The organism is Microbacterium sp. T3-8 (genome assembly GCF_055398145.1).
Genome location: NZ_AP027918.1, coordinates 854,480 through 880,325 on the forward strand (window position 1 = coordinate 854,480; position 25,846 = coordinate 880,325).

The window sequence follows — 25,846 nt, forward strand, 5'->3', positions numbered from 1 at the left end:
ATGATCGACGTGCTCGTCGCCGACGACGAGAGACCGGCGCTCGACGAACTCGTGCACCTGCTGGGCACCGATGAGCGCATCGGCGACATCCTCACGGCCACGACGGGTGCCGACGCCCTGCGGCAGCTGTCCCAGCGCGCGGTGCGCATCGCCTTCCTCGACATCCACATGCCCGGTCTGCTCGGCACCGAACTCGCGCGAGGACTGCTCTCGCTCGCCGAACCGCCCGCCGTGGTCTTCGTCACCGCCGACGACGCCCGCGCCGTCGAGGCGTTCGAACTGCGCGCGGCCGACTACCTGCTCAAACCCGTGCGCGCCGGCCGCCTGCGGCAGGCCGTCGACCGGGTGATCGAGCGCGGTGACGCACCCTCGGCCGGTGACGACGAGGTGCTGCCCGTCTCGATCGGCTCGGCGGTGCGCTTCGTGCGCCGCAGCGACATCCGCTGGGTGCGGGCGCAGGGCGACTACTCGCGGCTCCACGCCGACGGCGATGCCGGGCATCTCGTGCGCATCCCGATCTCCGAACTCGAGGCGCGATGGGCGGATGCCGGATTCCTGCGCATCCATCGCTCGACACTGGTGCGGGCATCCGCCGTCACCGAGGCCCGGCTCTCGGGCACTGATCCGTCGGTATCGGTGGGCGAGATCGTGCTACCGGTGAGCAGGCGTCTGGTGCCGACCGTGCGCGAGGCGCTGGTGCGCAGCGAGGGGCTGCCGTGACCGAGGCGCCGAAGCGGGTGCGGGTGACGGCGGATGCCGCGCCGCGCCGCCAGACGACGGCGACGCGCGGGATCGCCCTGCCGGGCTCCCCGGTCGACGAAGCGGATGCCGTGTACGCGCGCGCCCTGATGCGCAGCCAGTTCCGGCTCGCCCTCGGCACGATCGCCGGGTTCGTGCTGGTGGTGCTGGCGATGGCGTTGACGATCGCGCTCATCCCTGCGATCGATCGGATCGTGCTGTGGGGGCTGCCGTTGTCGTGGCTGCTGCAGGCGTTCGCGTTCTATCCGGTGATCCTCGTGTTCGCGCTGCTGTACGTGCGCACCGCCGCGCGCAACGAGCGCCGGTACCGTGCCCTGCGGGACCGCGAGTGAACGCGGTCCTCGATCTGGTCGGCGTCGCGCTCGTGGTCGTCGCGACGCTGCTGATCGGCGTCTACGGCCTGCGGATCTCGCGCACGACGAGCGACTTCTTCGTCGCCTCCCGCACCGTGCGCCCGGTGTGGAACGCCTCGGCGATCAGCGGGGAGTACCTCTCGGCGGGCACCTTCCTGGGGCTCTCGGGGCTGGTACTGCTCGACGGGGCGCGTGGGTTCTGGTTCCCGATCGGCTACGCGGCGGGGTATCTGCTGGTGCTCGCGTTCGTCGCCGCACCCCTGCGCCGCAGCGGGGCGTACACGATCCCCGATTTCGTCGAGGCCCGGTTGGAGTCGACCTCGGCACGACGGGTGACGAGTGCGGCCGTGCTCATCATCGGTTGGCTGTACATCGTGCCGCAGCTGCACGGTGCGGGCATCACCCTCGTCGTCGTCGCGGGGCTGCCGGAGTGGGTGGGCGCGGTGACCGTGGCGGTGCTCGTGGCTGCCGCCGTCGCCGCGGGCGGCATGCGCGCGATCACCTACGTGCAGGCGTTCCAGTACTGGCTCAAACTCACGGCACTCCTCGTGCCGGTCATCCTCATCGCGTTCGCGCTGAGCGGCGGTCCGCACGACTTCGACCCCGCGCTCGTGTTCCCCGCCGAGGCCGGCCCCTCGGGGTTCGACGCCTATGAGACGGCCTCCCTCCTGCTCGCCCTGCTGCTGGGCACGATGGGGCTGCCGCACGTGCTCGTGCGCTTCTACACGAGCCCGACCGGCGTCTCGGCGCGCCGCACCACCGTGATCGTGATCGCGATGGTGAGCGCGTTCTACGCGGTCTCGAGCGGCATGGGACTGCTGGCGCGCATCGCCGCGCCCGACCTCGCGGTGCCGGGTCTCGCCGACACCGTCGTGCTGCAGCTGCCGTCGCGGGTGTTCCCCGGCATCATCGGCGAGCTGCTGACGGCCCTCATCGTCGCCGGGGCCTTCGCGGCATTCCTCGCGACGTCGGCGGGACTCGTCGTGTCGCTCGCCGGGGTGATCAGCCAGGACGTCTTCTCGGGCTCGGTGCGCTCGTTCCGCGTCTCGGCGCTGCTGTGCGCGCTGGTGCCCCTCGCGATCGCGCTGCTCACGGTGCCGGCGGGGTTGGTCGCGAGCGTCGGCGTGGTGTTCGTCGTCGCGGCATCCACGCTGTCGCCGGTCGTGCTGCTGGGGGTCTGGTGGCGCGGGCTCACCGCGCGCGGGGCCGTGGCCGGCATGGTGAGCGGAGGGGTCGCGTGCGGGCTCGCGCTGCTCGTGCACGCGGCGATCGACGGGGTCGGAATCGCCGCACCGTATCTCGCGCAGCCGGCCGCGTGGACGATCCCGCTCGCCGTCGTCGTCACGGTCGTCGTGTCGGTGCTCGACCCGCGCGGGCCCTCGCCCCGCACCGACCGGTTCCTCGCCCGCGTGCACACCCCCGAGCGCGGGTGAGGGTTCACCGCGGGCGTCAGAGCTTGCGGCTGCGGGGCATCAGGCGCACGGGCGGCAGCGGAGGAGCCGGGATGCGCACGTCGTGCCCCTCGACCTCTCCGAAGCGGGCGGATGCCGCCTCCCACTCCTCGCGCGCCTCGGCGATCTCGTCGTGCGAGCGGCCCGCGAAGTTCCACCACATGACGATCTCGTCTTCGAAGGGCTCGCCGCCGAGCACGAACAGCAGGGCGCCCTCTGCGCTCTCGACCGTGACCGTGTCGCGGGAGTCGCCCAGATAGAGGGTGTCGTTGAGCGAGAGCGGATGCTCCGCCACCTGCGCATCGCCCTCGACGAGCATCACAGCGTGCTCCCACTCGGGGCGCAGCGGCAGCCGCACGCGGGTTCCCGCGGGCACGACGATCTCGGCGCCGATGATCGGGGTGTGCACGGTCGCCGGTGAACGGACTCCGGCGAACTCGCCGAGAACGACGGTGGCGGAGGCATCCTCTCCCAGCTCGGCGGGAAGAGACAGGCCGGGCAGTTCGGTGTGCCGCTCGAAGCCGGCGGCCCCGTGCCGCGCGGACTCGGGCAGCACCACCCAGAACTGCAGGGCGTCGAGGGGGATCGGGTCGTCGCCGATCGAGTACTCGGAGTGCGAGATGCCGTTGCCCGCCGTCATGAGGTTGAGCTGCCCGCGGCGCAGATCGGCATCGCTGCCGAGAGAGTCGCGGTGGCGGATCTCGCCGACGAGCGGCCAGGTCACGGTCTGCAGGCCGATGTGCGGGTGGGGCTCGACGCGCATGCGGGTGTCGGCGGGGCCGAAGCGGTCGAGGAAGCACCACGCGCCGATGGTCGGCAGGTTGCGGTGGGGCAGCGCACGCAGCACGTTCATGCCCCGGACTCCGCCGAGGGGAACCTCGCGGGGTTCGAGGACGATGCGCCGCTCGCCGATCATGCGCCCGGTCGCTTCGGCCAGCGGATCTCGGCGCCCGGGATCTCGTGCGTCTCGAGGTAGGAGGCGATGTAGGGGCACAGCGGCACGATCGCGTCGCCGCTCGCCGCGGCATCCGTCAGCGCGGCCTTCGCGAGCTTGCCTGCCAGCCCCTGCCCCTGGAACGCGGGGTCGATCTCGGTGTGCGTGAACCGGATCTGGCCGTGCTTCGTCTCGAACGCGGCGAAGCCGGCGAGCAGGTCTCCGGTGCGGATCTCGTAGCGCGAGTCGTCGTCGTTGCGGGTGACGGTGATGTCGGTCATCGGATGCTCCTTCGGGCGTCTGGTTCAAACTTACGCCCGCGCGGGGGGAGCGCGGCTGACCCCTCAGGGTGTGGGGATACGGCGGCGCCCGCCCGCCGATGAGTCACCTGTGGAGAGGGGCGGGCCGGCGTCGGCGGGGGTCGTTACGCTGGAGGGATGCCGCAGACTCCCCGTGACCCGTACGTGGACCTGCCGTACGCCGACGAGCCCTACGACGACGGGTGGGAACCCAGCGCCCCGCCCGAGCCGATGGACTGGGAGCCGCAGGGCGCCGGTTTCGAGCCGCCCCTCGACTGGGGCCCCGGCCCCACGACCCCGGTGTCGACGGCATCCGCACCGCGGCCGAGCAGCGCACCCGTCACCCGCCGCGCCACGCCGAGCCGCTACGCGACCGCGCGCGAGGCGCTGCACACGGTCTTCGGCTACGACGATTTCCGCGGCGACCAGGCCGCGATCGTCGATCAGGTGATCGCCGGCGGCGACGCGGTGGTGCTGATGCCCACCGGTGGCGGTAAGAGCATCACGTATCAAGTTCCCGCGCTCGTGCGCGAGGGCACCGGACTCGTCGTGAGTCCGCTCATCGCGCTCATGCACGACCAGGTCGACGCGCTGCGTGCCAACGGCGTCAACGCCGCCTACCTCAACTCCACGCAGTCGCCGCAGGAGCGTGCCGAGGTCGAGCGCTCCTACATCGCGGGTGAGCTCGATGTCATCTACGTCGCCCCCGAGCGTCTGTCGAACGCGCAGACCACGGCGCTCCTCCAGCGCGGCACCCTCAGCGTGATCGCGATCGACGAGGCGCACTGCGTGTCGCAGTGGGGGCACGATTTCCGCCCCGACTACCTCGCGCTGGGCGACCTGGGCGAGCGGTTCCCCGGGGTTCCGCGCATGGCGCTCACGGCCACCGCCACCCGCGCCACGCACCAGGAGATCACCGAGCGCCTTCAGCTCGGTACCGCGCAGCACTTCGTCGCCAGTTTCGATCGGCCCAACATCCAGTACCGGATCGTGCCGAAGGTCGACCCACGCAAGCAGCTCGTCTCCTTCATCAAGTCGCAGGAGTCCGCCGAGGGCGCCGCCACCGGTCCCGCGGGAATCGTCTACGCGCTCAGCCGCAAGTCGGTCGAGCAGACCGCCACGTATCTCGCCGCGCAGGGACTCGACGCCCTGCCGTACCACGCAGGCCTCCCCGCCGAGGTGCGGGCCGCCAACCAGTCGCGGTTCCTGCGCGAAGACGGCGTCGTCATGGTGGCGACGATCGCTTTCGGCATGGGCATCGACAAGCCCGATGTGCGTTTCGTCGCCCATATCGACCTGCCCAAGTCGGTCGAGGGCTACTACCAGGAGACGGGGCGGGCGGGGCGCGACGGCGAGCCGTCCGTCGCCTGGATGGCCTACGGCCTGGGCGATGTCGTGCAGCAGCGGCGCCTGATCGACCAGAGCCCCGGCGACCGCACCTTCAAGATGCGCATGGGACAGCACCTCGACGCGATGCTGGCCCTGTGCGAGACCGTCGAGTGCCGCCGGCAGAACCTGCTCGGCTACTTCGGCCAGGAGTCGCAGCCCTGCGGCAACTGCGACACCTGCCTCGAAGACACCGAGACCTTCGACGGACTCGTCCCCGCCCAGAAGCTGCTCTCGACGATCGTGCGCCTCAAGCGCGAGCGCAACCAGGCGTTCGGTGCGGGGCACCTGATCGACATCCTCCGGGGCGCGTCGACCGAACGCATCCGCCAACAGGGCCACGACAAGCTCGCCACCTACGGCATCGGGTCCGATCTCTCGGATCAGGATTGGCGCAGTGTGGTTCGCCAACTTCTCGCCCGAAGCATTCTCATGGCGCAGGGGGAATATGGCACGCTCGCGCCCGGCGAACAGGCCGCCGGAGTGCTGCGCGGAGAGACCGCCGTGCCCCTGCGCAAAGACACGATCGGGCGCGCGACGACCACGCGTGCGCGGAAGGCGACCGCCGCGGATTCGGTCGATGCCGACGACCGGCCGTTGTTCGAAGCCCTCCGGATCTGGCGTGCGGAAACCGCTCGTGAACTGGGCAGACCCGCGTACATGGTGTTCAGCGACGCCACGCTCCGCGCCCTCGCGGAGAACCGCCCGGCGAGCCTCGCCGACCTCGATGGCATCAGCGGCATCGGAGCGAAGAAGCGCGACGACTACGGTGACGCCGTGCTCTCGGTGATCGCCGCCAACTGATCCTCTCCACCAGCGTCTCCGTCGATGACACGGGGCGCACAACGACGTTTCGCGACCCCGAATATTCTCGAAATGGAATTCACTGAACGCCTAGACAACCATCGAAATCTCCCGTAGAAACACTCTTACTTGCGCCTGACCGGTAAAGAAGCCGGTTCCTGGGGGGGCCTAGTGACGACGAACTTCGTTCGACATCACGGGAGGGCAAATGAGCAGTACACGAAGGAGGACTCTGCCCAAAAGCAGGATCCTCGCAGTAGCAGCAATCAGTGCAGTGGTGGTCGGGAGCGTCATCGCCCCGACAGCGGCGGTGGCAGCTCCAGGGGACGAGTCTGCCTCCAGTTCGCGGTTCCTCACGGGCAGTCTTCTGCTCGGTGGACTACCGCTCGACGACGTCGTGGCGCTTCAAGGGGTGCAGACGACCAACGACGGGTCGACGGGTGAACCCGTCGTCGACACCGGAGGCCTCGACATCACGGCGCTCAACGCGCTGAGTGTCAGCGTCCCGGGTGGTCTCAGCGTGCCGGCGCTCTCGAACTTCCTCACGCTCGGTGCGGCGAACCAGTACTCCGCCTCGAATCCCGATGGCTCGAGTCGCGCCGCGACCGGGGCAGTCGCGGACAACGGCGTAGTCGATACCACGGGCGCCGGTGCGTACCCGGCGAATGCCTCGCTCAACCTGCAGGGGCTGCTGGGCTCGACGGTGACGAGCGTCGTCGGAGACCTCGACGTCTCGCTCGGGGCGATCAGCTCCGAGGTTTCTCTTGCGGGCGATGGGACCGTCTCCCGCGACTACAACGTCGCCGGAGGAACGGTGACGCTCCAACTTCCCGCGGTGGCCGGGCTGACGAACACGCTCGTCGGTACCGGCGGTGTCGCCTCGACCGTCGACACGGCCGTGGGCACGCTCACCGGACCGAACGGCCTCCTGGCGGGTGCGATCGCGGGCCTCAACGCTGCGTTGGCGCCTATTCTCGGCAACCCGAACCTGAACATCACCATCACTACCCAGGTGAATCAGGCGCTGAACACCTTCCTCGACACGCCCATCGGCGATGACGTGGTGACGGTCAACCTGCGAACAGGAGTCGTCTCGGCCGATCTCGATGAGTTGCTGGAGGACACGACCGGCCGGGGACTCAACAGCCTCGAGGTCGATGAGGAAGTGCTCTCGGCGGAAGTGCTCAACAACCTGATCACCCGCGTCGGGAACGTGCTCGGCACGGTTCCCGAGCTCGTGCGCACGACGCTCACCACCACGCTCAACGCCGCGGTCCTGAACATCTCTGGCACCGTCTGCGTCGTGGGCACCGGCGCCACTTGCTCCACGACGCCGATCGACCTCGGAACCGGCGTCGTGATCGCGGTGACGAACCAGACCCTCGGCAGCATCACCGGCGCTCCGGGATCGCCCGCTCCGGCGGCCACGATCACGGTCAAGGTGGCGGGAGCGAACGTCCCGATCGCCCTCGGCACGCTCGTCGCAGCTCTCGCAGGGCCGATCAACACCGTGCTGCTCGGACCGGGTGGTGTCGTCAACACCGTCGTGCCCACCGTGACAACGGCGGTTACGGGGATCGTCACCGCGATCGCCCCGGCGGTCAGCCTGCTCAACGGCGTCGTCTCGCTCCGCGGCAACGTGCAGCCCGACAACGGCCCGATCTACAGCCAGGAGGCGTTCGTCCTCACGGTCGGCGCGATCGCCGGCGGAGGCGGGGTGGGCACGCTCGTGCTCGCTCGAGCCGAAGCGGGGCCGAATGCGCTCGCTCCTCTGCTCGAGGCGACGAGTCCGGTGAAACCGGGACAGCCCACCACGCTGACCTCCAGCGGTTGGCCGGCGAACACCGCCGTGAGCGTCCAGCTCGCCGATGCGGAGGGAACGGCGGTCGGTGATCCGATCAGCGTGACGACGAGCGGTGACGGGGACTTCCCCGCCGGAACGACGCTGGCGGTTCCGCCCACGGCGGCAGCCGGCGACTACACGATCACGGCATCCGCCGGTGATCAGACGGTCGAAGCGCCGCTGGTGGTCGAGGCCTACACGCCGACGGTCTCGGCGACCGGTCCGATCACGGTCGGAGAGTCCACGACGCTCACCTCGGGCGGCTGGCCCGCCGAGGCCGAGGTCACCTTCGAACTCGAAGACCCCACCGGCGCCGCTGTCGGGACTCCGGTGACGGTGACCACCGACGAGGACGGCAACATCCCCGCGGGCACGACGCTGACGGTTCCGGCCGGCTCCGCGATCGGCGACTACACGGTCGCCGGTGAGGACGAGTTCGGAAACACGGCCGAGGGCACCGTCACGGTGCTCGCCGTTCCGGGCACGCCGCAGCTGACGGCATCCGGTCCGGTGAAGCCGGGCCAGACGACCACGATCGCGTCGGGCGGGTGGCCCGCCGCGGTCGACGTCACCTTCCAGATCGAGACCGAGGCCGGCGATCCCGTCGGCGACCCGGTCACGGTGACGACCGACATCGACGGCAACATCCCGGCCGGCACGACCCTCACGGTCCCGATCTCGACCGACCCGGGCGACTACGTCGTCGTCGGTGAGGCCGAGGGCGACACGGCCGAGGGTCCGCTCGTGGTGGCTCCGTGGACCCCGTCCGTCGAAGCGTCGGGTCCGGTGAAGCCGGGTCAGGCGACGACGATCGCCTCGGGCGGATGGCCGCCGGCGACGTCGGTGACGTTCCAACTGGAAGACGCCGAGGGTGAGCCCGTCGGTGCTCCGGTGACGGTCACGACGGATGCCGAGGGTAACGTGCCCGCAGGGACCGTACTCACGGTTCCCGTCGGCACGGAGCCGGGCGACTACACGGTCGTCGGTACCGGCGTCGAAGGGATCACCGCGGAAGCGACGGTCACGGTGGAGGCCTGGACCCCGACCGTCGAGCTCTCGGGGCCGGTGAAGCCGGGGCAGCCCACGACGATCACCTCGGGTGGGTGGCCGCCGCTGGCGAGCATCACGTTCCAGCTGGAGGATGCCGATGGCAACCCGGTCGGTGACCCGATCACGGTCGAGGCGGATGCCGATGGCAACATCCCCGCGGGGACGACGCTGACGGTTCCGGCCGACGCGGATCCGGGCACTTTCACGGTGGTCGGCACGGATGCCGATGGCAACACGGGTGAGGGGGATGTGACGGTGGAGGCCTGGACCCCGACCGTCGAGCTCTCGGGTCCGGTGAAGCCGGGGCAGCCGACGACGATCACGTCGGGTGGGTGGCCGCCGCTGACGGAGGTCACGTTCCAGCTGGAAGACGAGAACGGCGACCCCGTGGGCGAGCCCGTCATCGTCACGACCGACGAGAACGGCGACGTTCCACCCGGAACGACGATCACGGTTCCGGCCGATGCCGACCCCGGCACGTTCACGGTCGTCGGTACCGACGAGAACGGCAACACCGGTGAGGGAGACGTGACGGTAGAGGCATTCGCGCCGACGCTCGACGTGACCAGCCCGGTCGCGCCTGGAGCTGTGACCACAGTCACCTCTGACGGATGGCCGCCGCTGACCGACGTCACGTTCCAGATCGAGGACGCTGCGGGCGACCCGGTGGGTGCTCCCGTCACCGTCGAGACCGACGAGAACGGCGTGGTGCCCGCGGGGACGCAGCTCACGGTTCCGGGAACGGCCGAGCCGGGTGACTACACAGTGGTCGGCGAGGACGTGAACGGCAACACCGTGGAGGCCGACCTCGTGGTCGAGGCCACCGGAACCGACACCGATCCGGTGACGGACCCGGGCACCGACACGGGCACCGATCCGGGTACGGACACCGACACGGGTACGGATACGGATACGGATACGGATACGGGTACGGACACGGACACGGGTACCGACACGGACACGGGTACGGACACGGATACGGGTACCGACACAGACACGGGTACGGACACCGATCCGGGTACCGACACGGATACCGATCCGGGTACCGACACGGATACCGATCCGGGTACGGATACGGACACTGATCCGGGTACGGACACGGATACCGATCCGGGTACCGACACGGATACCGATCCGGGTACGGATACGGACACTGATCCGGGTACGGACACGGGTACGGATACCGACACGGGTACGGACACGGGTACGGACACGGACACGGGTACGGACACCGACACGGGTACGGATACCGACACCGGTACGGACACCGATCCGGGAACCGACACGGGTACCGATCCGGGTACGGACACGGATACCGACACGGTTACGGATACCGACACGGGTACGGACACGGACACCGGTACGGACACGGGTACGGACACCGACACCGGTACGGACACGGGTACGGACACCGACACGGGTACGGACACGGACACCGGTACGGACACCGATCCGGGAACCGACACGGGTACCGATCCGGGTACGGACACGGATACCGACACGGGTACGGATACCGACACGGGTACGGACACGGACACCGGTACGGACACGGGTACGGACACCGACACCGGTACGGACACGGACACGGGTACGGACACCGACACGGGTACGGACACGGACACGGGTACGGACACCGATCCGGGAACCGACACGGGTACCGATCCAGGTACGGACACGGGTACGGACACGGGTACGGACACGGACACGGGTACGGACACCGACACGGGTACGGACACGGACACGGGTACGGACACCGACACGGGTACGGACACGGACACGGGTACGGACACGGACACGGGTACGGACACCGACACGGGTACGGACACGGACACGGGTACGGACACCGACACCGGTACGGACACGGACACCGGTACGGACACGGATCCGGGAACCGACACCGACACGGATCCGGGCGCTGACCCCGGCACCGACACCGACACGGGTACCGACACCGGAACCGACACCGGAACCGACACCGGGACCGACACCGGGACCGACACGGGCACGGACACCGGAACCGATCCGGGTTCCGAGCTCGGGATCACGATCCTCTACCCCCAGCGCGCACAGGGCGAGTCCCAGTCCGCGACGGGAACCGGGTTCCGGCCGGGCGAGGTGGTGACGGGCGTCATGCAGTCCGCGCCGCTCAACCTCGGCACGCAGGTCGCGAACGCGGCCGGCCAGGTGACGTTCACCTGGACGATCCCGGCAACGCAGGATCTCGGCATCCACACCGTGACGCTCACCGGAGCGGAGTCCGGATCGGTCTCCATCCAGTTCCGAGTGACCCCGTCGGGTCTGGCGACCACGGGTGCGGAATCCGGACCGTCGCTGGTCTGGGGCCTGGCGTTCCTGTTGGCCGGTGCGGCCCTCGCGGCCGGCGCGCGGAGGAGGCGGATGTCGGTGACGTCGAAGACGTGACCGATCACGATCGGCGGCACCCGGGATCCCCCGGCTCGGGTGCCGCCGTACGTCTCCGCAGCACGCCGAGCAGAGGACGCAGATGACCCACACGTCGACGAGAGCGCAGCCGATTCCGAAGGCGGCGAAAGTCGCCAGCGCGGCAGCGCTCCTCCTGGCGGCGGCGCACATCGCTCTCACCGCCGTGTTCAACGTCCCGTCGACGGAGGTCAAATACGAGGCGCTGCCCGGTCGGGCGGCGGATGCCTGGATCCGGCCCTACTTCGTGCAGGACTACCGGATCTTCGCCCCCGACCCGGCCAGCGCCGACCGCAACCTCTGGGTGCGGGCGTGGGTCGAGACGCCGGACGGCGAGCGGGTCGAGACGAAGTGGGTCGACGTCACGGCCATCGAACTCGCCGAACCGTACCGCCGCGTGCTGCGCAAGCAGCTCACGGTGATCGGTGCGGAGCAGCTCATGACCTCGTTCGGCAAGCTCACCGAGGCGCAGAAGGCGGTCGTCGAGGAGAACTTCCACACGAGCCCTGACCTGGCCGAACTGAACGAGGCTCTGCTCGCGGCCGACGATGCGAACGCGGGTGATGTGCGTTCCTTCATCCGCGCCACAAACTACACGACGTCGTACGCGACGCAGGCGGCGCGCGCACTCTGGGGCGACGACGGCGAGATCCTCGCCGTGCAGACCCGGTCGGTCTACAGTCCGGTGATCCGGTGGGACGACCGCAACGACCCGGATGCCGTCCGCCCCGACTCCTCTTATACGCAGCTGGGCTGGCGCCCCGTGCTCGACTGGTCGCAGCAGAGCGAAGACGCGTTCGCGCGCACGTTCCTGCACTGGGCCGAAGCGGCCGGCGTGACCGGCTCGCTGACCGGCGACGAGGAGGATGCCGGATGAACACGGTCACCCGACTCTGGGATTCCTTGCTCCACTGGCTGCTCGATCGCCGCCACGCGACCTACGGCCTCGCCGTGATGCGCATCGGCTTCGCGGGACTCACGATCGTCAGCATCCTGCTCTATCTGCCGGACTACTCCTATACCTTCGGTGAAGGATCGCGCTGGGGAGAATCGCTGTATCGACCGAGCGGGGTGAACACCTACATCTGGCCGATCTCGGTCCTGTTCTCGCGCAGCGATCCGGACTGGTTCACCTACCTCAAGCTCGCTCTGCTGCTCGCGGTCGCCGTGGCGTACCTGCTGGGCTGGCGGATGCGGATCATCGCTCCGCTCTTCGTCGTGCTGTGGCTCGGCTACGCGTCGACGAACCCGCTCGTGCTCAACACCGGCCACTACCAGACGTTCCGGGTGATGCTCCTCTTCCTCCTGCTCGCCGACACGTCGCGGCGCTGGTCGCTCGATGCGCGCCGTCGACGGATCACCCGTGACGAGCATCCGCTCTCGTTCCGCGGCCACATGCTGCCGCGCTGGGTGCCGGTGCTGTCGAACAACGTCGCCGTCATCCTCATCGGCGCGCAGCTGTGCATCGTCTACATCACCAGCGCACTGTGGAAGCTGCAGGGATCGATGTGGACCGAGGGCATCGCCGCCTACTACCCGCTGCGTCTCGAGCAGTTCATCCTGTTCCCCTGGCTCAACGAGATCGCCTGGCACGTGACCCCGGCGATCTTCATCGCCTCGTGGCTGAGCGTCTACATGCAACTGCTCTTCCCGCTGACGCTCCTCAACCGCTGGACGCGCATCTTCGGACTGATCGCGATCACGGGCATGCACGCGGGCATCGGCATCCTGATGTCGCTACCGTTCTTCTCGCTCGTGATGATCTTCAGCGACATGATCTTCGTGCGCGACGTGACCTGGCGCAAGGTGCAGCTCTGGGTCGTGCGGAGGTGGAAGCGACGCCGGACTGTGAGCAACCGACAACCCGACGCGGGCACATCCCGACAGGGCATTGGAGAGGATGCACAGGTGACTTCGCCCGAAGTTGTCGGAGTTCTACGATAAGAGCACTCCACCTTCTTCTCCGAGAGGAATGCTCATGGTCGACGCCGCCGTCCGCACCACGAAGACCCCGATCGTCGAGGCCACCAGCCCCGCCATCGATGTCGCCCGCGTCAACGATCTCCTGCTGGGGACCTGGGGCGACACCCGCCGCGAGGCCCGCGAGATGATCAAGGACTCCGCCTTCTGGCGGCAGGACGACCTCGGCAAGGACGAGCACCGCGAGCGCGTTCTCAGCCAGCTGCACCTGCTCGTCGAGAAGAAGGCCGTGCACCGGGCGTTCCCGAAGTCGCTCGGCGGCGAGGAGAACAACGGCGCCAACATCGCGAGCTTCGAAGAGCTCGTCGTCGCCGATCCCAGCCTGCAGATCAAGTCGGGTGTGCAGTGGGGCCTCTTCGGATCGGCCGTGCTGCAGCTCGGCACGAAGGAGCACCACGAGAAGTGGCTGCCCGGCATCATGGACCTCTCGATTCCCGGCGCGTTCGCGATGACCGAGATCGGCCACGGATCGGACGTCGCCGCGGTCGGCACCACCGCGACCTACGACCCCGCGACCGAGGAGTTCGTCATCCACACCCCGTTCCGCGGGGCGACCAAGGAGTACCTCGGCAACGCGGGTCTGCACGGCATCGCCGCGACCGTGTTCGCGCAGCTCATCACGAACGGTGTGAACCACGGCGTGCACTGCTTCTACGTGCCGCTGCGCGGAGACGACGGCGTCGATCTCCCCGGCATCGGCCGTGAGGACGACGGACTCAAGGGCGGACTCAACGGCATCGACAACGGGCGCCTGAGCTTCGATCAGGTGCGCATCCCGCGCACCAACCTGCTCAACAAGTACGGCGACGTCGCCGCCGACGGCACCTACACCAGCGCTATCGACAGCCCGGGTCGCCGCTTCTTCACGATGCTCGGCACCCTCGTGCAGGGGCGCGTCTCGCTCGACGGTGCGGCATCCTGGGCATCCGCCCTCGGCCTGCACATCGCGATCACGTATGCGACCCAGCGCCGCCAGTTCGACGGCGCCGACGGGCAGGAGGTCGTGCTGCTCGACTACGGCAAGCACCAGCGCCGCCTGCTGCCGCGCCTGGCCACGACCTACGCGCAGATCTTCGCGCACGACGAGTTCCTGCGGAAGTTCGACGGCGTCTTCTCGGGGCGCACCGACACCCCCGACGACCGCGAAGACCTCGAGACCCTCGCCGCGGCGCTCAAGCCGCTGTCGACCTGGCATGCGCTCGACACGCTGCAGGAGGCGCGCGAGGCGTGCGGCGGTGCCGGCTTCATGTTCGAGAACCGTCTCGTCGGACTGCGCGCCGACCTCGACATCTACGTCACCTTCGAGGGCGACAACAACGTGCTGCTGCAGCTCGTCGGCAAGCGCCTGCTCACCGATTACGCGAGCCAGTTCAAGGGCAAGGATGCCGCTGCCCTCGCCAAGTACGCGGTGGGGATGACCGCCGGCAAGCTCTTCCACGGTGCGGGACTGCGCCAGTTCGGTCAGTCGGTCGCCGACCTCGGACAGGTCTCTCGGTCGGTCGAGAACGGTCTGCGCGAGGAGCAGCAGCACCAGTTGCTCACCGAGCGCGTGCAGCAGATGGTGGCCGACATCGCGAACCGGCTGCGTCCCGGTGCGAAGGACAAGGCGCTTGGCGCCCGCCTGTTCAATGAGAACCAGGCCGAGCTCATCGAAGCGGCCCGCGCTCACGGTGAGCTGCTGCAGTGGGAGGCGTTCACGGATGCCGTGCACACCGTCGACGACGAGCAGACGAAGGCCGTGCTCACGTGGCTGCGCGACCTCTTCGGTCTGCAGCTCATCGAGAAGCACCTCGCCTGGCACCTGATCAACGGGCGTCTGTCGACGCAGCGCGCCGCGGCGGTGTCGAGCTACATCGACCGGCTCTGCGCCCGCCTGCGGCCGCACGCGCTCGACCTCGTGAACGCGTTCGGCTACGAGCCCGAGCACGTGCGCGCACCGATCGCCTCGGGTGCGGAGAAGGCCCGGCAGGACGAGGCCCGCGCGTACTACGCCGACCTCGCAGCCTCGGGCGAGGCTCCGATCCAGGAGAAGGCGCTGCGCGCCGCGAAGAAGCACTGAGCCGGGGTTCACAACTCCGGAGGAACTGCATGGAAAAGGGCCCGATCGGCGTGATCGGGCCCTTTTCGCCGATTCTCCGGAGTTATGAACGGGTCGGACCGGTGCCCGGGGCGGGCGGGTAGGTCGGAATCGCCGGGGAGTGCGCCGCAGGACCCATCCCCGTTCCCGGGAAGTACTGTGCGGGCGACGGCGGGTAGATCGGATGCTGACCCGGGAGCTGCCCGGACGACGAAGCCGCGACCGGGGCTGCCGGGGTCTGCTGCGCCCGCGAGCGAACCCGTTGCAGCACGAACGTATAAGAGAGGTACAGGAAAGCCGCTGCCGTGCCGGTGCCGAAGAGCAGAAGGGCCGGGAGCGTGCTGCTGATCTCCCGGGGCAACTGGAACAGCGCAGAGAAGAACACGTCGGGGAGAAGCACGAGCGCGTTGACCACGAGAAGCGCGAGCGCGGGCAGCAGGAGCGCGAACGGCGACCAGCGCGTCACCGCGATCCCGATCACCACGAGGATCACCCCACCGAGCACCGAGGCCACGGCGACGGGCTGCACGGCCATCTCGAAGCGCTGGTAGGCGTACAGCATCCCGGTTCCGATCCCCCAGGCGAGGAGTCCCGCGCCGAAAGCGAGCAGGACGGGGGCGAGGATGCCGCCGACGATGCCGAGGCCCGCACCCTTGGGCTCGGGGCGTCGACGCGCGAGGGCCAGGACCACCCCCATCGTTCCGAGCGCGGGGAAGAGCACGAGCGGCACGCCGTAGATGATGCCGTCGGTCCACTCGAGGGGGAGGCGGACCGCGCGCTGCGAGGTGATCAGCGCGGCCGGGAACATCGCGAAGACGATCGGTGCGAGGGAGAGCACGCCGACCGCGATGAGACCCGCCGAGCTCCAGATCCCCGTGATCACCACGGCGACGAGCAGCAGGATGCCGAGGACCTGCAGTGCGGTCGGTCCGGCCAGCTCCGCGAGGTCGAGCTCACGGGCGTATTGGAAGACCGAGGACATCCAGACCCGGCCCCCTCCGGCGAGGAGTCCGGTGCCGACGGGCGCGAGAACCACGGCGACGATGACGGTCAGGACACGCGCGAGCGCGGACGATCGGTACATGGGACTTCCCCTCCAGAGTCTCGTGCTCACCGTATCGACTCGGGGCCGTTGCGCGGAAGACGGGATAATCGTCGGCATGAGCTTTCTCTGGCGGTACTTCCGTCGCGAGGTCGACTATTCGTCACTCGATGACGGCACGCCCGACGACGACGCCCCGCTCCCGGCGCCGTCACGGGCCGGGCGAGTGCTCGCCTGCACCGTGGTGATCCTGTTCGGCGCGGTCTTCCTCGTCGCCGTGGTGGCCGTCGGCATCCGGGTCGAGTGGGTGCTGACCGACACGATCCCCTGGCGCAATACCGAGATCTGGGCCTGGCCGCCCATGGTCTTCTGCGCGATCGTCGGCGTGGCCGTGACCGGCTTCGGCGTGCGTCTGCTGATGACGGCGATCCGCGGTCCGCGACTCTGAGAAGACGCGACTCTGAGAAGAGGGGACAGGCGGCGCGGGTAACGTCGTGTGCATGACCCGCGTGAACGCCTATGCCGCCCCCTCCGAAGCCGCTCCCCTCGAGAAGACGACGATCGAGCGGCGAGAGCTCGGCCCCCACGATGTTCTGATCGATGTCGCCTTCGCCGGCATCTGCCATTCCGACATCCACACGGTGCGGGGCGACTGGGGTGCCCGCGAGTACCCTCTCGCGCCGGGACACGAGATCACCGGCACGGTCGCGGCCATCGGTGCCGAGGTCACGAAGCACGCGGTCGGCGACCGCGTCGGTGTCGGCTGCATGGTCAACTCCTGTGGGGAGTGCGACCAGTGCCGGCGCGGCGAGGAGCAGTTCTGCCGCAACGGCGCCGTCTTCACCTACGGCAGCGTCGACCGCGACGGCACGATCACGCAGGGCGGCTACTCCGAGAAGGTCGTCGTGACGGAGGGCTTCGTCGTGAGGATCCCGGATGCGCTCGCGCTCGATGTCGCCGCGCCCCTGCTGTGCGCGGGCATCACGACCTACTCGCCCCTGCGGCACGCGGAGGTCGGGCCGGATTCGCGGGTGGCGGTCGTGGGTCTCGGCGGGCTCGGCCACATGGGCGTGCAGATCGCTCACGCGCTCGGAGCGGAGGTCACCGTTCTCTCCCAGACGCTGAGCAAGAAGGACGACGGTCTGCGCCTGGGCGCCGACCACTATTACGCGACGAGCGACGACGACACGTTCCGCTCGCTGCGCGGCTCGTTCGACATGATCCTCAATACGGTCAGCGCGCCGATCGATCTGCGATCGTACCTGGGAATGCTCGACGTCGACGGGGCGATGGTGTGCGTGGGGATGCCGTCCGATGCGCTTCCCCTGTTCGTCGGATCGCTCATCGGCGGACGCAAGTCGATCTCCGGCTCCAACATCGGCGGCATCCGCGAGACGCAGGAGATGCTCGACTTCTGCGCCGAGAAGGGCATCGCCGCCGAGATCGAGGTGATCCCGGCATCCGACATCAACGCCGCCTACGAGCGCGTGCTCGCGTCGGACGTGCGCTACCGCTTCGTGATCGACGCCTCCACCTTCGCCGCCTGAGGTCCGCGGGGTGGGCCCTTCGACAAGCTCAGGGACCCAGTGCTTTGGGTCGCTGAGCCTGTCGAAGCGCCCCACCGCGAGGGGCCGTGTCGGTGCCCGCCGCTAGCGTGGGGGCATGAACTCGTTGATCACCGGTCCCGACGAACGCGCGCGCTGCGGCTGGGTGGGTGACGACGCCGAGTACCGCCGCTATCACGACGAGGAGTGGGGCACCCCGTTGCACGGCAATCGGGCCCTCTTCGAGAAGATGGCGCTCGAGGGCTTCCAGGCCGGTCTGTCGTGGATCACGATCCTGCGCAAGCGCCCGCGATTCCGCGAGGTGTTCGCAGGGTTCGACCCGGCGGTCGTCGCGGAGTTCGGCGACGACGACGTCGAGCGCCTGATGGGCGACGCCGGCATCATCCGCAACCGGGCGAAGATCCTGGCGACGATCGGCAATGCGCAGCTCGTGCGCGACATGGCCGAGGGCGAGCTCGACGAGCTGATGTGGTCGTTCGCGCCGCCGGCATCCGACACGCGCCCGGCGTCGTTCGCCGATGTGCCGGCGGTGACCGCGGAGTCGACCGCGATGAGCAAGGAACTGCGCAAGCGGGGGTTCCGCTTCGTCGGCGCGACGACCATGTACGCGCTGATGCAGTCGGCGGGAATGGTCGACGATCACATCGAGGGATGCTGGCGCGCCTGAGCGCGTCGCCGGTCGCGGTTATACTCGTGCGCGGGGGAACCCGCGGTGCGCTCGTGCCGCGGCGCTTTCGATGCGACCCCCGTCGATGACAATTCCCGGGGGAGGGCGAGTGGCGAAGCGGATTGCCTCCACGCCTCCGGTGCTGTCGGGCTACAGCTACGTGCGCCCGCTGGGCTCCGGTGGATTCGCCGACGTCTTCCTCTACGAGCAGGACATGCCCCGCCGCGTCGCCGCGGTGAAGGTGCTGCTGGCGGATGCCGTGAACTCCGACGTGCTGCGCGCGTTCAACGTCGAGGCCGACATCTCCGCCCGCCTCAGCGCGCATCCGTCGATCGTCACGATCTATCAGGCGTCGATCTCGTCGGACGGGCGCCCGTACTTCGCGATGGAGTACTGCCCCGACACGATGAGCGCCCGCTACAAGAAGGCACCGCTGCCGCTCGCCGAGGTGCTCGATATCGGCGTGCGCATCGCCGGCGCGCTCGAGACCGTGCACCGGGCGGGGCTGCTGCATCGCGACATCAAGCCCTCGAACGTGCTCATCAACTCGCTCGGTGCGCCGGTGCTCGCCGACTTCGGCATCGCGGCCGCGGTGCTCGACGAGGGCGACTCCGAGACCATCGCGATGTCGATCCCGTGGAGCGCCCCCGAGGTGCTGCAGGAGAAGGTGTCGGGCTCGGTACCCAGCGAGGTCTGGAGCCTCGGGGCGACGCTGTACACCCTCCTTTCCAGCCGCAGCCCCTTCGAGCGCGACGACCGTGCGTCGAACACGCGTGAGCTGCTCACGCAGCGCATCGTGAAGGCCAAGTACACACCGCTGCCGATCGCGGGCATGCCGAAGGTCATCGACGAGATCCTCGCCACGGCGATGGAGAAGGATCCGGCGCGCCGGTTCCCGAGCATGGCCGCGTTCGCCGACCGTCTGCGTCATGCGCAGTACGAGCTCGGCATCGCGCCCACCGCCTTCGAGGCGGCATCCGCCGAGTGGGCCGCGGCCTCGCCGGTCAGTTTCTCGGATGCCGCGCCCCGCGGCCCCGTCGTCACCACCGTCGCTCCCGACTCCCGTCGCGCCGCACGCGCCGCGAAGCAGCAGGGCGCTGCCCGTGACCGCGACGACCTGCCGGTCGCGACCCGGGCCCCGTCGCGTTCTCCGCTCGTCGCCGGAGTGATCGGCGCGCTCGTGGGCGCTGTCGTGATCGCGGGCGTCGGCGTCGGCATCCTCTTCCTCACCGGGGTCCTGTGATGGCGATCGGCGAACGCGACCGCACCGCGACGAAGCCCCGCTCCCGCGGGCGCGTCATCGCCGCGATCTCGGGCGTCGCGGCTCTCGCCGTGGTCGTCACCCTCGCCGTCACGGCGCAGGGCTACCAGTCGCAGGAGGTGCCCCGTCTGGAATCGGCCGTCTGGGTCATGCGCGACAGCGGCCAGTACGCACGGGTCAACACCGACCTCGCCGAGATCGACACGGTGCGCAACGTCGACGATCCCGAAGCCGTGTGGCAGAGCGGTTCCTCGGCCGTGCTCTACGCGCAGGGCAACCGTCAGCGCTGGGACCTCGATCCCGCGAGCCCCGGAGACCTGATCGCGGATGCCGGCGACGAGGGCACTCCTCTCGCCTCCGAGCCGACCCCGGCCGGAACCCGCGAGATCGTGTCGGCCGGGCCGTACGCGGCCTATCGCACCGACACCGGACAGGTCTCGGTCACCACTCTCGACGCGGGGGCAGGCACGGCTCTGGTCGACCCCTTCGCCGCGGTCGAGGTCGAGGAGGGCGAGGACCCGCCGTCGTACACGGCCGATGCGATCGGCCTCTCGCCCGAGGGCGTGCTCGCGCTCTACTCGGCCGAAGAGGGCGCGGTGCGCCGGTTCGACATCGATGAGCACCGCTTCCTCGGTGACGGCGCCGAGGTGTCCGACGCCCCCGAGGGCGGTGACGGTCTCGAGCTCACCGTGGTCGGCGATCGCTGGGCGATGCTCCAGGCCGCGGAAGGGCGACTCTGGACGTCGGGCGCCGACGCCCCGATCACGATCGACGTCGCCGAGGGCGCACGACTGCAGGCGGGCGCGGCATCCGGTGACGACGTCGTCGTCGCGGACTCCGACGGTCTCGTCTCGGTGGCGCTCGCCTCGGGCGACGCAGAGCGTATCGCCGAAGCATCCGGCGTCCCCGCGCGCCCTGTCGTGGTCGGCACGACGACCTACGGCGCTTGGCTCGACACCGGGTCCGGCACCCTGTGGGCCGGCGGCGAGACCACGTCGCTGTCCGTCCCCGACGATGCGCTCGAGTCCGCGACCATCGAACCCGTCTTCCAGGGCAACGGCGACCGCGTGGTGCTCAGCGAGATCGGCACCGGTCTGCTCTGGACGGCACCGGACGGCGTGCTCATCCCGCTCGAGCAGTGGGCGATCGACGACGACACCGAGCAGCAGGAGGGCACGATCATCGTCGAGGACGTGGCGGAGCAGATGCCGCCCGTCGCCGTCGACGACTCGTTCGGCGTGCGGGCCGGCGAGCAGGTCATCCTGCCCGTGCTTCTCAACGACCACGATCCGAACAAGAAGGACGTCCTGACGATCGACCCCGAGTCGGTGTCGGCGGGACTCGGCGACGACGGCTTCGGTCGGCTGTCGCTCGTGTCCGACGGACAGTCGCTCGTCGTCGACATGACCGCGACGAGCGGACAGGCCTCCTTCACGTACGCCGTGACCGACGGGGCCGCGGTGTCGCCGCCCGCCACCGTCACGCTCACCGTCGTCGATCCCGGGGTGAACTCCGCCCCGGTCTGGTGCGGTGTCGACGCGTGCCAGCAGGAGTGGCCGACACCGCAGCTGCTTCCGGGCGGCAGCACGGTCGTCTCGGCGCTGTCGGGATGGGTCGACCCCGAGGGCGATCCCTTCGTGCTCGTCGACGCCTACGAGACCGACTCCGCCGCCCCCGTGATGGTCGTTCCCATGGCCGACGGTCGGGTCGCGATCCGTCACACCGACCCGAACGCCTCGGATGCCGTCATCCCCGTGACCGTCGTGGTCGAAGACGTGCACGGTGCGCGCGCCGAGAAGAACCTCGACGTGCAGGTCACCGGCAGCCCCGCGCTCCTCGCCTCGCCGGTCGCGCTGACCGCGCGGGTGGGGGAGCCCCAGTCGATCCGCATCTCCGATCACCTCTCCGGGGGCTCCGGGTCGTACCGCCTGGTCGACGCCGTGCAGACGGCGGCGACGGCGGCGGGCCTCGAGGTCGCGCCGAACCTCGCCTCCGGCGACGTCGAGCTCACGGTCGCCGAGCCCGGTCAGTACGTCGTGACGTACACCGCGCAGGATGCCACGACGCAGGCCGAGCAGTCGGCCGTGATCCGCATCACGGCGGTCGACGGGGCGGCTCCCCTCGCGATGGCTCCGCTCACCGCTTTCGTGCGCGAGGGCGAGGACACCACGGTCGACGTGCTCAGTGCCGTGCAGAACACGACGGGCCGCGTGCTCATGCTCTCGGGAGCCGAGAGCTCGTCGCCCCAGTTGAGCGTGCGCGTCGTCAACAACGAGAGCATCCGCGTCAACGGCACGACCGACGACGGCGAGCCGGGCGTGATCGGCCGTGCACGCGTCACCGTCGCCGACGGCTCGGGTGCGGCCGTCGAGGGAACGGTCACCGTCTTCCTCACGCCGCCGTCGACCGTCACCCGCCCGATCGTCTTCCCCGACGCGATCACCGTGCGGGCGGGGTCGCTCACCCGCATCAACGTGACCGCCAACGACGTCGCACCGCGGGGCGAACCCCTCGTCGTGCAGCCCGAGGTGACCGGTTCGGGTGAGGCGGGAGAGCTCGTCTTCGCCGACGGCAACGCGCTCCGCTATCTCGCCCCGTCGACGCCCGGCACGTACCGGCTCACCTACTCGGTGTCGCTCGAGCGCAACCCGTCCCTCTCCGACGACGGCGCCGTGACGGTGACCGTCGTGCCGCCGGGCACCAACCGTGCTCCCACGCCCACCACGCTCACCGGTCGGGTGCTCAGCGGGCAGACCGTCTCGCTGTCGGTGCCCGCCACCGGGATGGACAGCGACGGCGACCGCGTCGTGCTCGCCGGCATCGATCAGCCCGGCAAGGGCGCCGGCACGGCCACGATCTCGGCGCGCGGCGACTCGATCGTCTACCGCGCTCCGGCCGGAGGCGTCGACGGCGGCCAGGCGACCTTCCGTTACACCGTGCGCGATCCGCAGGGCGAGACGGGCACCGGACTCGTGCGGATCGGCGTGCTCGACGCCGACATCGACGATGCGGCCCCGGTGACCTTCAGCGACTACGTGCGCGTCGAGGCCGGGTCGTCGACGCCGGTCGTGCTCGACCCCCGGGCGAACGATCTCGACCCGGCGCAGGGCGACCTCGAGATCACCGAACTGGTGCCCAACGCTCCGCCCGTCGCCGGCAACCCGCTCTACGAGCGGCTGAAGTCGCTGATCGACCCCGACACGTCGCTCGAAGACGGACGCGTCGTGCTGCGCGCGGGCGACGTGGCGGGCACGAACTCCTACTTCTACACGGTGACGTCGAGCCGCACGCAGAGCACCGCGCAGGGCCTCATCGTCGTCTCGGTGACCGATGGCGCCGTGACCGACCAGCCCACCGTCGCCGACACGGTGCTCACCGCGCGCGACCGCGACGATCTCGCCGACCGCGGCATCGACGTCGTCACCGACCGGGTCAGCTGGCCGTCGGGCGACGCGAGCTCGCTGAAGCTCAGCCTCTGGGGTGACCAGCCCGGCTTCTCGGTGCAGGGCGACCGCATCGTCGGCGCGGCCCCGGCCGAGGGCACCCTCGTGCCGTTCCAGCTCACGGGCACCGCCGCGGGCGGACGCGACGTCGTCGCCTACGGGTTCCTGCACATCCCCGCGTTCGACGACATGCAGGTGCAGATCACGCCGGGCGCGACCCCGGTCGTGGTCGACGAAGACGCCGAGGCGACGTTCACCGTTGCCGACTACCTCGACCTCGCGGCGAGCGACGCGGTCGAGATCGGAACGGGCGAGTTCACCACGCAGCGCGCCGCCGCGGTCTGCCTCCCCGCAGGCGGGGGAGAGGCGACCTATCGCGCCGGCCGCGAGTCGCCCTGGTCCGACACGTGCCTCGTGCCGGTGCGGCTCCAGGGCCAGGAGCGCTGGTCGTACATCGACGTGCCCATCAGCATCCGTCCCGCCGAGCCGCAACTGCTGCTCTCGTCGATCGCCCACACCGTCGCGCCGGGCGCGAGCGCGGACTTCGACCTCTACGCGAACATGGCGAGCTGGGAGGGCGGCCGCGAAGGCGACGCCCGTTCGCTCGACTTCCGCACGGTCTACAGCGGCGCCTCGTTCACGGTCACGCAGAACGGCCCGACGCTCACCGTCGAGGCGCACGCCGACGCGCGGCCCGGCTCCGCCGAGGCCGTCGAGGTGACCGTCTCGCAGTACGGCGAGGCCGCGGCATCCGTGCGTCTGGTCGTCGGTGCGGCGCCGCCGGATGCTCCGCGCGGGGCGACCTTCACGAAGCAGTGCGTCGTGACCAGCCCCAGTTGCTCGATCGACGTCGTCGACATCGCCGGCGAGTACGACCCGTTCGCGGGCAAGCAGGGCTCCGGCTTGAAGCTGGTGTCGCTCGGCTCCGGCGCCCGGTGCGACGTCGCGACGCTCGCCGCGTCGGGAGAGCGCGCGATCACCGCGAGCTGGCCCGGCGGCGGGCAGGCTCCCGGCGGGCAGTGCGTGGTGCCGTTCGTGGTGGCGGATGCTCAGGGCCGCACCGGCACGGGCACCCTCACCCTCGATCTGCAGGGCTACCCGCAGGCGCCGGCGAGCGTCACGACCGTCGGGTACACGCGCTCGACCGTCGTGCTCGAGGTGCCGCTCGGTGAGGCCGGACGCGCGCACCCCTCGGTGACCGGCGTGACGATCCAGCAGGACGGCGCGGCCGCGAACGCCTCGTGCGGGCCGGCCGGTGGCGGCCTGTACCGCTGCACGGTGAACGGCCTGGTCAACGGCGAACCGCATGCGTTCACGGCATCCGCGGTCAACTCCGTCGGTGCATCGGCTCCGACCTCCGCGCACACCAGCTGGGCGTACGCGGCACCGACGGTGTCGAACGCGACGGCGACGCCGGTGTATGTGGCCGGCACGACCAGCCGGACACAGGGTGTCGTGAGCCTCTCGATCGATGCCCCCGATGACGCGCGCTCGTTCCGCGTCGAGGAGACGGGGCAGGTCATCGATCGCACGGGCGGAACGACGGCGGCCCAGATCACGCTCGCTCCGGGTGCGCAGACGCTCACGATCGTGCCGATCAGCCAGTTCCAGCCGCCGACCGGCAACGCGGGCAACGAGGGTGGCGCGTTCACCACGCAGGCGACGGTGGCGGGAACTGTGTTCTTCGATCCGTCGCACACGGATGCCAGGCCGTCGTCCAACACCTCGATCAGCATCGCCTCTCCTGGCACCGGAGCAGCACAGGCGAACGGCAGCGCGCTCGGCGTGAACGTGACCTACGTCGCGTGGCGCTCCGGCACCGTCTCGTGCACGGCCGGCCCCAGCGGGGAACTCCGGGTGTCGGGAGCCGAGAAGCAATCCCCCTCTCCCTCGTTGGACGGGCTGGTCGAGTACCAGCTGTACAACGTCAAGGCATGCGCCTCGAACGGCTACGGCGTCAGCGAGACCTCTGCCACACAGGTGTTCACCTTCACGTCGGTCGAGGGCCCCGGAGGCGACACGAGCTATCGCGTCGCGACGACGCCGAACCAGAGCGGAAACTCGTACTCCTACCCGCTCGAACGCGGACCGTCGATCTCGGTGCGCGACGGGTTCGCGGCACAGTACAACGTCTACGGCACGTGGCGCTCGGAGTTCTCGTTGACCGCCGACACCGCACCCGCCCAGGTGCTCGCACAGGCATGCCACACGTTCGTGACGGGGTACTGCTCGGCACCGGTGCAGATCACCGCCCAAACCGTGCCCATGATCGTCAACGTCCAGTTCCGCGAATGCCTGCCCGAGAACATCGCCGACGTCGTGAGCGTCTCGGGCGCGGCGAGCGGGTCGCATCTGCCTCCCGCCGCGGTGGCGGTCGACCCCGCGGCGCCCGAGGGCGCCTATGACATCACCCTCACCTGGACAGGTGCGTACGGGCAGCTGGATGCCATCACGCACCGCGTCCCCGCCCCCTGCCCCTGACCCGTCCGAGAC

At 69.8% G+C, this 25,846-nt stretch carries 16 protein-coding genes; 13 read left to right on the forward strand and 3 right to left on the reverse strand.

The window, feature by feature from the left end; translation table 11 throughout:
• From ACZ5Y9_RS04115 to ACZ5Y9_RS04125, 3 genes are read left to right on the forward strand one after another with little or no spacing between them, the layout of a single operon-like run.
• Positions 1 to 720: a LytR/AlgR family response regulator transcription factor gene (locus ACZ5Y9_RS04115; RefSeq protein ID WP_464472364.1), complete on the forward strand. Its 720-nt coding sequence runs from the start codon at positions 1 to 3 to the stop codon at positions 718 to 720.
• A complete protein-coding gene (locus ACZ5Y9_RS04120; RefSeq protein ID WP_404597855.1) occupies positions 717 to 1,091 on the forward strand; it encodes a heavy metal transporter in 375 nt (124 codons plus the stop codon). Before ACZ5Y9_RS04115 ends, ACZ5Y9_RS04120 begins: the two co-directional genes overlap by 4 nt.
• On the forward strand, positions 1,088 to 2,545 hold the full coding sequence (locus ACZ5Y9_RS04125; protein WP_247623562.1) for a sodium/solute symporter: 1,458 nt from the start codon (positions 1,088 to 1,090) through the stop codon (positions 2,543 to 2,545). Before ACZ5Y9_RS04120 ends, ACZ5Y9_RS04125 begins: the two co-directional genes overlap by 4 nt.
• 16 nt (positions 2,546 to 2,561) lie before the next feature.
• Here ACZ5Y9_RS04125 and ACZ5Y9_RS04130 read toward each other — a convergent pair whose 3' ends face one another.
• Positions 2,562 to 3,479, reverse strand: coding sequence for a pirin family protein (locus tag ACZ5Y9_RS04130; protein WP_464472365.1), 918 nt, complete (start codon positions 3,477 to 3,479; stop codon positions 2,562 to 2,564).
• Positions 3,476 to 3,778 (reverse strand): GNAT family N-acetyltransferase, encoded by a 303-nt coding sequence (locus ACZ5Y9_RS04135; RefSeq protein ID WP_247623560.1) that lies wholly within the window; start codon positions 3,776 to 3,778, stop codon positions 3,476 to 3,478. Before ACZ5Y9_RS04135 ends, ACZ5Y9_RS04130 begins: the two co-directional genes overlap by 4 nt.
• A 156-nt stretch (positions 3,779 to 3,934) precedes the next feature.
• On the opposite strand from ACZ5Y9_RS04135, the gene recQ reads away from it, so the two are divergent.
• The 5 genes from recQ (at position 3,935) to ACZ5Y9_RS04160 (ending at position 15,357) form a co-directional block, all read left to right on the forward strand.
• On the forward strand, positions 3,935 to 5,986 hold the full coding sequence (gene recQ, locus ACZ5Y9_RS04140; protein ID WP_464472366.1) for a DNA helicase RecQ: 2,052 nt from the start codon (positions 3,935 to 3,937) through the stop codon (positions 5,984 to 5,986).
• Between the two features lie 208 nt (positions 5,987 to 6,194).
• Positions 6,195 to 11,300: a choice-of-anchor G family protein gene (locus tag ACZ5Y9_RS04145; RefSeq protein WP_464472367.1), complete on the forward strand. Its 5,106-nt coding sequence runs from the start codon at positions 6,195 to 6,197 to the stop codon at positions 11,298 to 11,300.
• A gap of 82 nt (positions 11,301 to 11,382) precedes the next feature.
• Entirely contained in the window at positions 11,383 to 12,195 is an 813-nt protein-coding gene (locus ACZ5Y9_RS04150) for a DUF5819 family protein (RefSeq protein ID WP_464472368.1), read from the forward strand.
• Positions 12,192 to 13,262 (forward strand): HTTM domain-containing protein, encoded by a 1,071-nt coding sequence (locus tag ACZ5Y9_RS04155; RefSeq protein ID WP_464472369.1) that lies wholly within the window; start codon positions 12,192 to 12,194, stop codon positions 13,260 to 13,262. Before ACZ5Y9_RS04150 ends, ACZ5Y9_RS04155 begins: the two co-directional genes overlap by 4 nt.
• A 34-nt stretch (positions 13,263 to 13,296) precedes the next feature.
• A complete protein-coding gene (locus tag ACZ5Y9_RS04160) occupies positions 13,297 to 15,357 on the forward strand; it encodes an acyl-CoA dehydrogenase family protein (RefSeq protein ID WP_464472370.1) in 2,061 nt (686 codons plus the stop codon).
• Positions 15,358 to 15,439: 82 nt separating this feature from the next.
• Here the strand turns inward: ACZ5Y9_RS04160 and ACZ5Y9_RS04165 are convergent, their stop codons facing one another.
• Positions 15,440 to 16,459 carry a hypothetical protein gene (locus tag ACZ5Y9_RS04165; protein ID WP_464472371.1) on the reverse strand — a complete coding sequence of 340 codons (1,020 nt, stop codon included), beginning with the start codon at positions 16,457 to 16,459 and terminating at the stop codon, positions 15,440 to 15,442.
• A gap of 76 nt (positions 16,460 to 16,535) precedes the next feature.
• Between ACZ5Y9_RS04165 and ACZ5Y9_RS04170 the strand changes: the two genes are divergently transcribed.
• The 5 genes from ACZ5Y9_RS04170 (at position 16,536) to ACZ5Y9_RS04190 (ending at position 25,834) form a co-directional block, all read left to right on the forward strand.
• Complete coding sequence (locus ACZ5Y9_RS04170; protein ID WP_247623553.1) at positions 16,536 to 16,865, forward strand: hypothetical protein; 330 nt, start codon at positions 16,536 to 16,538, stop codon at positions 16,863 to 16,865.
• A gap of 52 nt (positions 16,866 to 16,917) precedes the next feature.
• The gene (locus ACZ5Y9_RS04175) at positions 16,918 to 17,964 is read left to right on the forward strand and encodes an NAD(P)-dependent alcohol dehydrogenase (RefSeq protein WP_247623552.1); all 1,047 of its coding nucleotides are present in this window, start codon (positions 16,918 to 16,920) and stop codon (positions 17,962 to 17,964) included.
• A 115-nt stretch (positions 17,965 to 18,079) separates the two neighbouring features.
• Positions 18,080 to 18,649 (forward strand): DNA-3-methyladenine glycosylase I, encoded by a 570-nt coding sequence (locus ACZ5Y9_RS04180; protein ID WP_464472372.1) that lies wholly within the window; start codon positions 18,080 to 18,082, stop codon positions 18,647 to 18,649.
• Positions 18,650 to 18,758: 109 nt separating this feature from the next.
• Entirely contained in the window at positions 18,759 to 19,892 is a 1,134-nt protein-coding gene (locus ACZ5Y9_RS04185; RefSeq protein WP_247623550.1) for a serine/threonine-protein kinase, read from the forward strand.
• On the forward strand, positions 19,892 to 25,834 hold the full coding sequence (locus tag ACZ5Y9_RS04190; RefSeq protein WP_464472373.1) for an Ig-like domain-containing protein: 5,943 nt from the start codon (positions 19,892 to 19,894) through the stop codon (positions 25,832 to 25,834). Before ACZ5Y9_RS04185 ends, ACZ5Y9_RS04190 begins: the two co-directional genes overlap by 1 nt.
• Positions 25,835 to 25,846: the final 12 nt, after the last annotated feature.

Bases quoted from the DNA above. Each gene is read 5' to 3' on its own strand.
- ACZ5Y9_RS04180 (WP_464472372.1), top strand. From the start codon at position 18,080: ATGAACTCGTTGATCACCGGTCCCGACGAACGCGCGCGCTGCGGCTGG.
- recQ (WP_464472366.1), top strand. From the start codon at position 3,935: ATGCCGCAGACTCCCCGTGACCCGTACGTGGACCTGCCGTACGCCGAC.
- ACZ5Y9_RS04175 (WP_247623552.1), top strand. From the start codon at position 16,918: ATGACCCGCGTGAACGCCTATGCCGCCCCCTCCGAAGCCGCTCCCCTC.
- ACZ5Y9_RS04155 (WP_464472369.1), top strand. From the start codon at position 12,192: ATGAACACGGTCACCCGACTCTGGGATTCCTTGCTCCACTGGCTGCTC.
- ACZ5Y9_RS04160 (WP_464472370.1), top strand. From the start codon at position 13,297: ATGGTCGACGCCGCCGTCCGCACCACGAAGACCCCGATCGTCGAGGCC.
- ACZ5Y9_RS04135 (WP_247623560.1), bottom strand. From the start codon at position 3,778: ATGACCGACATCACCGTCACCCGCAACGACGACGACTCGCGCTACGAG.
- ACZ5Y9_RS04145 (WP_464472367.1), top strand. From the start codon at position 6,195: ATGAGCAGTACACGAAGGAGGACTCTGCCCAAAAGCAGGATCCTCGCA.
- ACZ5Y9_RS04150 (WP_464472368.1), top strand. From the start codon at position 11,383: ATGACCCACACGTCGACGAGAGCGCAGCCGATTCCGAAGGCGGCGAAA.
- ACZ5Y9_RS04130 (WP_464472365.1), bottom strand. From the start codon at position 3,479: ATGATCGGCGAGCGGCGCATCGTCCTCGAACCCCGCGAGGTTCCCCTC.
- ACZ5Y9_RS04115 (WP_464472364.1), top strand. From the start codon at position 1: ATGATCGACGTGCTCGTCGCCGACGACGAGAGACCGGCGCTCGACGAA.
- ACZ5Y9_RS04170 (WP_247623553.1), top strand. From the start codon at position 16,536: ATGAGCTTTCTCTGGCGGTACTTCCGTCGCGAGGTCGACTATTCGTCA.
- ACZ5Y9_RS04190 (WP_464472373.1), top strand. From the start codon at position 19,892: ATGGCGATCGGCGAACGCGACCGCACCGCGACGAAGCCCCGCTCCCGC.
- ACZ5Y9_RS04165 (WP_464472371.1), bottom strand. From the start codon at position 16,459: ATGTACCGATCGTCCGCGCTCGCGCGTGTCCTGACCGTCATCGTCGCC.